We start from the raw sequence: 11,150 nt of genomic DNA, 5'->3' as shown, positions 1-11,150 counted from the left end.
CAGGGCGAATGGGGTCAGTTCTGGCATCATGGGTCGATTCCGACAAAGTTCATGATTATTTTGGGATGAGAGCGGCGAGCTCGCGGTCAGATGCCCGCTCGCTCGCCGCAAGGCCCGCGGCCACGCCATCGCGGTCGGCCGCGTTCCGGTTCTGACTCAGTTTGCGCTTGCCCTCCAGCCTCGTGATCGGCATGCGCAAGCCAACGATTCCGCGGAGTTGCGCCCGTACAAAATCCGGCGGTGCGTCCGACACCGCCCAAGGCGAGGCCCGCTCGCCCTCGTGGTGGTCAGTCAGACGATTCACGACGTCCAGCAGTCTTCCCGCATGCTCGAAGAACTCGACCGGACCATAGGCGTGGACGGCGATGTAATTCCAGGTCGGGACGACCTTCCCGGTTTCCCGCTTGGTCGCGTACCATGCCGGCGTCACATAAGCGTCCGGCCCCATGAAGATGGCCAAGCCGTCGCCGATCGGCGGAACACGGCACTGGGGATTAGCCTTCGCTAGGTGCCCGTAGATCACGCCGTGCTCGCCCTCGCTCTCATCAAGGAAGAGGGGCAGTGGCGTTGCGAGCGGCCCTTCCGCCGTGACTGTAACGAAGTTCGCCAGCAGCGCCGCGCGGATGGTGGCGCGCAGGGACTCCTTGTCGTCGTCGCGGAAAGCGGGAGGGATGTACATCGCGAAACTCCTTGCGTTACCGATCACATACCGGCAAGCTGGCCTGCTGGAAACAGCCAGTCAGAAGCTATCGACGTGGTCCAGTTTGTGAAAGATGGCATCGTGCCCGATCATCGTGACGATCGAGGAGCAGATCCACAGGGGGGTGTGCGAGTCGGAGAACCCCTGGTCCTTCGCAGCCGAGGGGTCGGGCATGTCCCGGCAATGGCGACTAGTTTGCCAAAACTTGTGGACGCAGCTGCGATCCCGGAGACCATCGTCGAAGAGGTTCCGGCGATGCCAGGCAATGCCGAGAGGCTGCGCGGGTCCTCATTGTAGCAGGTGACAACAAACGTCTACGCTTAGTCAACGGGTCGGAGCCGACAGTTCGTCCGATGTCGACGAAGCCTGTAAGCCTTCATACGCGAGACCATAGGGTACTGCCTGGGAAAGCAGGTCCATAGGATCTCGCATTCAGTGATGTTCTGGAAGCGAGCGAATTTCATATCCGCAGGCATCTAATGCCGGAATCAGATTGGAGAGCGCCAAGACGGTCTGGTTGCGCAGACTGGCTTGACTGCTCCGTCTCGACTCGTCGGGAGGGCAACCATCGTGCAAGAGCACAATGGCGCCGGGCCGCACCGAGGCGAGCACTGCATCGACGATCGCGTTGGTGCCGGGGCGCGACCAGTCTTTTGGGTCTATCGACCAATGAAGGGCCGCCAGCCCGGCGATCTCTGACGCAGTGAACACTTCTTCGCTCCAGGCGCCGTACGGTGCGCGAATGTAGCGGATCGAGGCCTGCGGGCATGCTCCCATGATGGCATGGTTCGCCTCAAATACCTCACGTTGCACTTCGCCCAAGCCGCATTTGGACAGATCCGGATGAGACATCGTGTGGTTGCCTACCTTATGCCCTTCTGCGATCATTCGCTGGATGAGATCCGGGTGCTCTGCGGCGTAGGCGCCAATGACGAAGAAAGTCGCTGGCACCCGATTTTGCGCCAGCACATCGAGTATCTGTGGTGTGAAGAATGGATCGGGACCGTCGTCAAACGTCAGATAAACGCTCCGACGGCCGGTTCCATCAGCGCATTCACTCTGCACCTCCCATCCGTCATCAAGATGTTTCATAGCTCCGGATCCTTCCGGTCAATTGTTGCATCGGTCGGCCATTCGCTCATCGGCCGCACAATCGGCATAATCACGAGGAGCACGTCCTCCACGCGAGGCGGCATGTCGAGATCCAGCACTTCTGAGTGGGACCGCACGCGAACATCGATACATCGTGGCCGGGCCGTCTCTGCAGAACGCCTCAAATTACCAGCGCATAGCTTTTCATTGCAGGGTCAGTCCCCCCGATAGGTTTTCGGACGAACTCGGAGAGTCCGATATGATCGGCTACTTGCAACTGGTTCTCCCGGCACAACTTCCACCGTCCTTGGGAGCGCATGGGAAACCTCGACTTGTTGATCCTTGGGGCAGGCGCCTACGCTAGTTGGGGGCTTGTGGCGAAAGAACCGACGCGATGCAGCTTGCGCGATCACCGACGTACCTGGTCGAAAAGGGAATCGGCTCGCTTAATGTTCGGCGCAGACCAGAATGCACACACCAGAAAAATGCTCCTCGGAGCCAACCGCATACATCGACAATCTCCCTAGCCTGCATCCTTGAATTCTTCCTATGCTATGCAATGTCCTGTCCGATAGTCAAAATCGAATGTTTCGATGACAAGCATCCACGTTGTGGATAGATGAGACAATGGCCGTTGATGTGAAGCTCCTCGTCGGCTCCACGCACTGCTGACCGAGCGCAACGGCACGGTGGCGGCAAGCCGCATCAGCTAGTTCAGCCGGCCATGAGCGCGGCCGTCGCCCAACTGCTTTCAACGATGACCTGTTTACGATGAGCGGTCGCGAATGTTCTAACCCGCGTGCGGAACCGTCAACGTCTCAGAGTTGAGCGACGACGTCGCGCAGCATCTCGACGCTGCCGGTGTCGTAGACGCCTCTGAGTATCTGCTCACGAAGCGCTTCGTAGATCTGGCGCGCCCCATGCCATGCGGGCGGATTGAGCCACCGGGAGCTGGAGACTGGACCATTTCTTTTCCTGCCAACTGAACCAGTTTGCAGCTACTCTTCCTGAAAGCCAAGAGCACGTCCGAAGTGGATGCCCAAGCCCGCCCACCGATCCAAGACTGGCCCGGTCTGCGAACAGCCAATCGGCTTCGCTACCCGCGCGATCCTGCTACGATCCGGCTGGTGTTTCCAGTGCCGTTCAGCCATCCGCCATTCTGAACTCGACCTACGGCTTCGAAAGCGTTGCGGCGAATGGGGCCGCCGCCTTGGCGGCGCAATCCTCGGCGGCGCGGAAACCCTCCACACCGGCTTACCTACATCACCGGCGCCGCGCTCTCGCTATGTTTCGGCCTTACCTGGTTCTGCGCGGGCTGAAGACTCTTGCGCTTCGCGAAGGGCACAGACCATGACGCTTGCGATCGCGCAGGTGCTCGAGGGCGCTCCCCTTCCTCGACTCCCATCCCGATCAGGCGATTGCCCGAGAGCAGATGTCGGGCATCGCCAACGCTAACCCTGCGTGACCTTGACCAGCAGATCCTCGGTTTCCTGAAGATGGCGTCGTCGAAATCTGCACCGGCGTCGTATTGCCGTAAATCAAGGATGCCAACAACAGGGCCGGATGATTGGAGGCCGAAGCATCAAGCCGCGTTAAGACAAGATCGTCGCCCCACCGACGCATTTTGCCAAAAGCAGCTCAACGACGAACATGCCGGCTTGGCGCGCCGAAGGGCCGCCGCCTTTCCCGCAAGCGGCCCAGCCCGCTCGCCACCGGGGTCAACCCACGCCAATCTATCCACCAACGCTCGTCCCCTCCGCTATGCAACACCAAGCTGATGTCGCAGGGGCGGTCACCGACCCGGTACGCCGTCGAGAAACGACGAACTGGTGCTGTCTTGAGCCACCGGCAAGCAAATCCATTGCTGATCCGCGACTGCAATAAGCGTTAGCTGGAGCGAACATGCATGCTCGCGGCAGACGCAATCATCAGGACCCTTGCCTCGGTCAATTGGATTGGAGACCGTCATATGAAGGTGCAGACCGGTGTTTGGGCAGCTGTTATCGGTCGTCCAGACTTTGGCATCAGTTTTGGTGGACGCGAGCAGCTTGCGAGGGATGCATCCGAACGTGGCGCTGCTCCCACAATAGTCGCAGCTCTCCTGTGAGAGCCTCGCGCAGGCCCTGATCCGGCGTAATTGTGTCGAGGAGATCCGCGAGCACGGCTTCGCCTTCGATCCGCGTCAGCAGATCGAACAAGCCATGTGAAATACGCGCACAGTCACGGTGATCCGTTCGGATTTCGCAGACGGTCTCGTGGCGATCCTGCGCCGTATATGCGCGGACTTTATGCAGGGATACATAAGGCGGCAATGAAACCGCGAGCGCAGTCCAATCCTCCAGCGTTGCGGCCCGTTTTTTGACGAGGTACGGCCCGACCACAAGTCCATCCAGCTCTGTTGTCAGGAACGTGGCAATCGAGTCTGCAACTGAATCTACGATCGGCTCTGCATTGTTGTTAAAGGACGTATTGAGCAGAATTGGGATGCCTGTCCGCTGCTTGAAGGCATTGATGACGTCCCAGTAGGCCGGACTGGCCTTGCGCGATACTGTTTGCAGCCGAGCCGTACCGTCGACATGCGTGATGGCGCCGAGCAAATCCCGCTTGGAATCGCGCACACGAACTACGAAATTCATGAAGGGAAATTCGCACGCACTGCCCGGGAGGTCGAAAAATTCGCGCGCATCCTCCTCCAACACTGATGGGGCGAACGGGCGATATCCTTCCCGCTTCTTGACCATAGCGTTGATCCGGTCCTTGTTTGAAGCGGGCCTGGGGTCGGCAAGAATGCTGCGATTTCCGAGCGCTCGCGGCCCGAACTCCGAACGACCTTGCACCCAGCCGATCACGGCGCCACCGACCATCCATTCGGCTGCCCTATCCGCCACCTCCTCAGTGCGTTCAAACTCCAGGTGCCCCGCCCATGCCTTTAGTTCCTCTTCGACAGCGTGATCGCTCGCGAGTTCCGGCCCCCAATAGACCTCCTGCAATCGCGTACGCGGCGCTGGGCGGCCCAGCTCATTAGACACGATTAGCGCGGCGCCTAATGCGCATCCAGCGTCATGCGATGCGGGCTGCACGAAGATGTCTTCGAAAAGTCCTGAATAGAGCAGCTTGCCGTTCATGGAGCAATTGTGCGCAACTCCCCCGGCCAGGCACAACCGCGTCATCCCGGTGGCCTCACGATAATGACGAAGAATGTGAAACACGATGCGTTCGAGCGCTTCCTGTAACGACGCACTCACATCCATATGCTGCTGAGTGAATGGCATTCCCTTTTGCCGAACCTGAATGCTGCGGAGCAAAGTCGGACCGATGCGGTCCAGGTGGACGCGATACTCGCCGTTTGCAGAGAGTTCATAGAATTGCTCGAAAAGCTCGCGATAGGGAACGGGATCGCCGTAGGGGGCAAGCCCCATTACCTTATATTCATCGAACAAGCCGTAGCCGAGATACCGGATCGTCTCGAGATAAAATTGCCCGAGAGAATTGTTCTCTGGGAAAGTCGCAATTTGCGTAATTTCAGTACCAGATCCAACCGCCACAAGGCCCGACAGGAAATCACCAGAGCCATCAATCGCGAAAATCAGACTTTGCTCGAAGCCCGACATTGCAAAAGCACTCACGGCGTGCGCCTGATGATGACTTACGAATGAGATACGCGAAGCGTCGAGCTCGGTACCGAACTCCTGCGCCAGCAGCTGCTGCATCAACAGTTTAGCATCCAACGGAATGGAGGCGTCCGGCTGGGAAACAAGCATGTTTTCAAGCATGGCGTTGCTATAGTCTTCGGTAGCGTAGAACGCCACTCGATCGATTTCGCTGAGCTGAACCCCAGCTGCTGAAAGACAGTATTGAGCCGCACTAATTGGGAGCTTGTTGGAATGTTTGATCCGATTGAGGCGCTCCTCTTCTACCGCCGCAATGACCTGTCCGTCCCGGACGAGCACCGCAGCGCCATCGTGCATGAATGTGTTTGGAATCTGAAACCTGTTTTCATAGACTTTGTCCAATCCGCCGTTCAATCCTAGACACAGCATCTCGCTCTCCATTTTGTCGTACAGGAATACTAAATTGGCCTTCTCGAGACCGTTCGATCAGAAAGACAGGCCGCGTTGTCGCTCGCGCCCGAACGCCAGCCAAACATCACCGGCCTCAAGGAATTCTATGAGGTCCGCCGGGATCAACATAAGATCCTGTGCTCGAGACGCCGGGCGTTCCATAGCGTTGTGAGATTGGATCGACGCCAGCCAAAACCCTTCGCGGCACACGCTGGCGATGTCGTTTTTATTTGCGTCCATAGCGCATGGTTTATCTCCTTCTCTTTTGCGTCAGCGCATCAGTCGGCGGCGCAACAGCGCCATCGAGAGGAAGAATGGCAACAGCGCGTAGAGGCCGAGCACCCCGATGTGCAGGGCGATGCCGCCGATCGGGCGATCAAGCATGACCGGACGAATGAGGTCGATCGCATGTGCCAGCGGCATGCATCGCGCTATCTGTTGAAAGGTGTCAGGCAGCTGATTCAATGGGAAAACGGCGCCCGATAGGAACAGCATCGGTGTAAGGATAAGCGTCTGGTAAAATACGAAGTAATCGTAGCTGGGCGAAAGTGCGGTGACGACCATCGCGAGGCTGGCAAATACGAACCCTGTCAGAGCAATGAATGGCAGCGCATAGAGGACGGACGGCCAGGCTGTATAGCCCAAGGCTGCGGTGACAATGGTAATTGCCATACCGGCCAGGAAGGCCTTGGTGGCTGCCCACGCCAGTTCCCCCAGAACGATGTCGCCGAGGGTAACGTGCGTATACAGCATGGCTTCCCATGTGCGTTGAGAATGCATGCGAGCGAAAGCCGCGTACAGTGTTTCGAGGGTAGAGGCGGTCATCGCACCGACCCCGACCATGCCGGCCGCCAAAAAGGCGATGTACGGCGCACCGTCGACGCGGCCGACCATTATGCCGAGGCCGGTACCTAGTCCGAAAAGGTAGATCATTGGATCGGCGAGGTTACCGAGAATCGCCACGAATGCGACTTTCTTCCATGCCAGATAGTTCCGGTGCCACACCGCAACCCAGTTCCACGCATTGGCGGGCAGCACCGCCGCAAGACCTTCAATCATCGTTCACTCCTCCATCTCGCGCCCGGTCAGCCGCAAGAAAACATCCTCGAGATTGGCTGGACGCAGAAGAAGGCGCAGACTTGGTCGCCCCTGGAGTTGCGTGCGCACCTGATCAGGGTCTGGCGCGTAGCAGTAGAGGGTTTCGCCGCTGACCTCGATGCGCTGAGAATGTGGCTTGACCAGCGAATGCAACTCGTGCGGATCGCCGCCGTAAATCTCCATGACCTGGCATCCGATATGCTCGTCGATCAGCGCCTGCGGGCGGCCTTCGGCGATGTAGCGACCCCTTTCGAGCACGCACAGCCGATCGCATAATCGCTCAGCCTCTTCCATGAAATGCGTCGTCAGGATAATCGTTTTGCCGCGAGCTAACAGCGCGCGCAGCCGCTCCCAGATCAGGTGGCGCGCGTGCGGATCGAGGCCGGTGGTCGGCTCGTCCATCACAATGAGCTGGGGGTCGTTGATCAACGCCCGCGCCATCGTCAGGCATCGCTTCATGCCGCCGGACAGTTCCGAGACGCGCGCATCCGCCTTGCGCTCGAGGCGAGCGAACTCGAGAAGCGACGGGATGACCGCTTCGCTCTCGCGTGTGCTCATGCCGAAGTAGCGGCCGAACACCAGCAGGTTCTCGCGTACGGTGAATTCCTGGTCAAGATTATCGAATTGCGGGACCACGCCAATGCCCCTACGTGCCAGCCGAGCGCGCGCCGGCACCGGGACGCCGAGCACGGTGATCGTGCCCGCGTCAGGGCATGTCATGCCGAGGAGCATACGCGCAATCGTGCTTTTGCCGGCCCCGTTTGGTCCGAGGAGGCCGAAACACTCTCCCGACGCAACGGTGAACGACAGTTCGTCGACAACGACCTTGTTCCCATACGACTTGGTTACGCCGGCGAAATCGACTGCCACGGTCGACAGAGAGTCAGGCATGGAGCTTTTCGCGCTTGTTTGCCCGTGAGACTCCCGTTCGATCGGAGGAGTCTCGATCCGCCGCAAATCCTGTGGGTCTAACTTTCGCTTCAACACTTGCTGTTTCTGGTCCTGGCTCAAAACTCTTCCACCTGCGATCACGTGACTATTGCTGTTCGCTGTAAGCTGCGTCAGATCCCACCAAGGCGGGCTTTGGAATGGCGCCGTCGATGTCTGTCACAGTGGCGGCCGAGCTTCGCGACAACCAATCGCTATTGCTCAATGTACACAGCGCGTATGCTTTCAACGGGAGCAAGAGAAAGATGTTGATGAGTGTGTGGAGCGAAAAACCGAGAAATCGAAGTTGGCGCGCACGAAACGCTGCCACGCTGCAGCGAACTATAGTCATGACCGCAATCGTCAGGCATGCCGTCCAAGGCACAGTACCTGTCGTTATGAATTGTGCGAGCCCAGCCAAGAGCGACAAAGAGAGCAATAATGGGCCAAGATTCTGCCCAATCACGTCCAATGTGAGATAAATATTAAGGCCGCGCAGCAGTTGGAGCGCCAGCAACGTGTCACGGAACGTGCTCCGGGCCCAGCGAAGCTGTTGGCGCAGATAGGGACCCATGCTGTTGGGAACGACTGTTGCCGCGACGGCCTCCGGGACATACTCTGTTCGAAAGCCTGCTTTCAGCATCAGGATCGTAAGGTGGCGGTCCTCACCGAAGTCGCTCGGCTTCCCTCGAAAGCGCTGCGTCTCGTATTGATCCAGCAGCGAAACAAGCGCGGTTCGCCGGTACATGGCACACGGACCGCAGCAACACATGACGGCACCGAACCGAGCCTGCGCTGCCCGCTCTTCGTTGCAGGCGAGCCAGTATTCCATGTCAATCAACCGCGTCAGCCAAGTTTCATTGCGATTACTAGCCGCCAACTGGCCCATGGCGGCGCCGATCGCTTGATCTTGCATCTTTAGCGCAAGCCTTGTGACGACGTCCGGCGCGAGTATCGTGTCCGAATCTACATTGAGCACCAAATCTCCGCACGAGCGGCGAACCGCCGCAATCTGTGCCTTGCGCTTTCCGACATTCTTTGGGAGCGCAATGAATTCGAACCTCGGATCACCAGCGTATTCCTCGTGTACACCTACGAGGGCATCGCGGTTTCCAGAACCGTCATCAACAACATAGACCTGCAGTTTTCCGGCGTAGTCCTGACTTGCAATGGAAGCCAGGCAGTCCGAGAGGGTGCGAGGAGCCTCGTTGTAGCACGGGATAATGACATCGACGCTCGGCCAAGGCTCACAGCCGGCCGGTTCGCCCGAGGTCGGCGGTACGTTTGTAGGCAGGGTATAAAACACCTGCGCGGTCTTATAGACGGTCGACAGCAGCGCATAAGAGCAGACTGCAACGATACTGGCTGGGGCAAAGAGGTTCATGAGATGTCAGATTTCTCAGTGAATTTGAGGAAGCGAGCGGACAATAAATCCGCGGTCAATGCTGTATTCAGATCGATCGATGCGATGAGGGGCGGGTCGCGCTGACTGATATAATTGCGGGTGCTCTTCATAGCTCTGGACCGTTCCGATCGATCAATGTGCCGGCCGGCCACTCGCTCATTGAGCGTCCAATTGGGAGCACCATGACGAGTACGTCGTCGTCGACTCGCGTGGGAGGCAGATCGAGGTACACGTCCGGGAGGGTTGAACGCACGCGAACGCCCGACAAAATGCTCGCCAAGCCTTTGCGGCAGAACCTCCCAACATGGTTCCGGAGCGCGGGCCGAACCGTGCCGAAAGCGAATGGAACGCCAAGCTGCTGCAGCGCTGGATACATCGCGCTGATCGAATGGGCGATTCCTAGCCCCTCAAGATCCGGACGCACCCCGTATAGACCGAGTTCAGCGACAAGCAGATCAGCGTCGTCAACTTTGATGTATCGGCGCAGCAGGCCCAAGTGAGCCGCTATCCCGTGCACATCATTGCCGATTGCGCGGACCTCCGGCCTCGCACCGGCCCAACTTCGACCGCCTTCGAACTGCTTTCCATTAAAGGCTCCGGTAGGCTCATAGGTCTTCCGGAAGAACTCAGAGAGTTCGAGGTGATCGGAAAGCCGCAACTCATTTTCCCAGCACAACCTCCACTGCACGTCAGAGCGCATGCGAAGACTTCCTCTTTTTCGGGTTCTTTTGTGCACCTCACGCGGCAGAGCAACGCGGTGCATGTCATGTGGGGGGTCTATGAACGACCCGCCCAGATTGGTAAAATTGATTGTTTAGATCGCGAGCATCCACGCTATGGATGTTAAAACCATGCGTTTCGAAGGCCATGATCTGAACCTTCCGGCCGTGCTCGATTGGCCCATAAAGCGACGGCACCGAGGCAGCTGTCGGTGACACAACCTGCTTCAAGAGCGGCCGCCAGCGGCGTGGCTGCGCCTCGTGCCGAAGCAGCGATCAAGCGGAGGATGGGCCCGACTGTTAGGCGTCAGCAAACGCGGCGACCGTTGACGCACGCTGATGATCCATAGGCGATCGCGCAGCTCTGGATCGCGCCGGCGGCAAACAGGTTCCGCGAAGCCTCAGGCTCGACAAGTTGCGGCAAAGGCGGCATCCCGATGGCGCGGCGGTCGCGCTCGGCAACAAGAATCGTCTGGTCGATGCTCGCTGCCTGGCAAGCGGTACTGTCGGTTAAAGCAGCCTTACGGACCTGGAGAGCGAGGAGGAGGGCGCACCTCGGCCTTGCAGCAAAGTGGCAGAGATGGGGAAACGGTCACCCCGTCGCTTCCGAACCTGATGTGTGGACCGCAAAAGCTTCGGCCGACGTCTGGGGCCGTTGAGGTGGAAGCGGGCGAAAACCCGTCGAGGCTCGCCGCGCTGAACATCGAGCCGAATGAAGAAGCCGGATATACGTCAGCAGTTGTGACCATCAACTGGATCCAGCTAACTTGTTGCAATCGGGCGCTCTTATACGTCCACATATAGGGTCAGTTTGACACCACGAAGCGCACAGTGTCTCCAAGTCAACTTCGACAATTCGTTTCATCAGGAAGCGGAAATCGGCTTTCGGAAGCGGGCCAGCAGCCAGTCTTCATTGATCGACGCGCCCCGGCACTCGATGCGTGTCATCTCGGCCAGCGATTTGTTCAGCATGGCGCTCCAAGCAAAGTTGGCCTATTCGGCGGCCTTCGGGAAGTCAATCGCCGGCTCGTCGAGCAAGCCCGGCCTTGCGGAAGTCTCCATAGCCGCATCGGCTGGCGTTCCGCGCCGGAACACCCGACGGAAGAATGCATAGAAGCGGCTGTTCTTGCTACGCGTGAACACCATCA

General features: G+C 58.7%; 10 protein-coding genes and 1 pseudogene. 1 reads left to right on the top strand and 10 read right to left on the bottom strand.

Annotation, left to right across the window (positions count from 1 at the left end; all coding sequences use genetic code 11):
* Window positions 1-55 precede the first annotated feature (55 nt).
* From AC0L2C_RS33760 to AC0L2C_RS33715, 10 genes are all read right to left on the bottom strand, one after another.
* Entirely contained in the window at window positions 56-679 is a 624-nt protein-coding gene (locus tag AC0L2C_RS33760) for an FMN-binding negative transcriptional regulator (protein WP_473525486.1), read from the bottom strand.
* A gap of 453 nt (window positions 680-1,132) precedes the next feature.
* Window positions 1,133-1,792: a chitooligosaccharide deacetylase NodB gene (gene nodB / locus AC0L2C_RS33755; protein WP_473525485.1), complete on the bottom strand. Its 660-nt coding sequence runs from the start codon at window positions 1,790-1,792 to the stop codon at window positions 1,133-1,135.
* The gene (locus tag AC0L2C_RS33750; RefSeq protein ID WP_473525484.1) at window positions 1,789-1,896 is read right to left on the bottom strand and encodes a hypothetical protein; all 108 of its coding nucleotides are present in this window, start codon (window positions 1,894-1,896) and stop codon (window positions 1,789-1,791) included. The genes nodB and AC0L2C_RS33750 overlap by 4 nt, the downstream gene beginning before the upstream one ends.
* 77 nt (window positions 1,897-1,973) lie before the next feature.
* Complete coding sequence (locus tag AC0L2C_RS33745) at window positions 1,974-2,111, bottom strand: hypothetical protein (protein WP_473525483.1); 138 nt, start codon at window positions 2,109-2,111, stop codon at window positions 1,974-1,976.
* Between the two features lie 1,705 nt (window positions 2,112-3,816).
* Window positions 3,817-5,832: a carbamoyltransferase family protein gene (locus AC0L2C_RS33740; protein WP_473525488.1), complete on the bottom strand. Its 2,016-nt coding sequence runs from the start codon at window positions 5,830-5,832 to the stop codon at window positions 3,817-3,819.
* A gap of 57 nt (window positions 5,833-5,889) precedes the next feature.
* Entirely contained in the window at window positions 5,890-6,093 is a 204-nt protein-coding gene (locus AC0L2C_RS33735) for a hypothetical protein (RefSeq protein ID WP_473507141.1), read from the bottom strand.
* A gap of 30 nt (window positions 6,094-6,123) precedes the next feature.
* Window positions 6,124-6,912, bottom strand: a complete 789-nt coding sequence (locus tag AC0L2C_RS33730; RefSeq protein ID WP_473525482.1) for an ABC transporter permease — start codon at window positions 6,910-6,912, stop codon at window positions 6,124-6,126.
* Between the two features lie 3 nt (window positions 6,913-6,915).
* Window positions 6,916-7,938 (bottom strand): nodulation factor ABC transporter ATP-binding protein NodI, encoded by a 1,023-nt coding sequence (gene nodI / locus AC0L2C_RS33725; protein ID WP_473525487.1) that lies wholly within the window; start codon window positions 7,936-7,938, stop codon window positions 6,916-6,918.
* A 49-nt stretch (window positions 7,939-7,987) separates the two neighbouring features.
* Window positions 7,988-9,262 (bottom strand): chitooligosaccharide synthase NodC, encoded by a 1,275-nt coding sequence (gene nodC / locus AC0L2C_RS33720; RefSeq protein WP_473525481.1) that lies wholly within the window; start codon window positions 9,260-9,262, stop codon window positions 7,988-7,990.
* 127 nt (window positions 9,263-9,389) lie between these two features.
* Window positions 9,390-9,983 (bottom strand): NodA family N-acyltransferase, encoded by a 594-nt coding sequence (locus AC0L2C_RS33715; protein ID WP_473458394.1) that lies wholly within the window; start codon window positions 9,981-9,983, stop codon window positions 9,390-9,392.
* 221 nt (window positions 9,984-10,204) lie between these two features.
* Between AC0L2C_RS33715 and AC0L2C_RS33710 the strand changes: the two are divergent.
* Window positions 10,205-10,516 (top strand): annotated as a pseudogene (locus AC0L2C_RS33710) (transposase); the annotation flags it as partial.
* Window positions 10,517-11,150 lie beyond the last annotated feature (634 nt).

It is taken from the genome of Mesorhizobium sp. WSM4845, assembly GCF_055811455.1.
The sequence above is the reverse complement of the archived record's forward strand: the minus strand, read 5'-3'. Positions and strand labels throughout refer to the sequence as shown.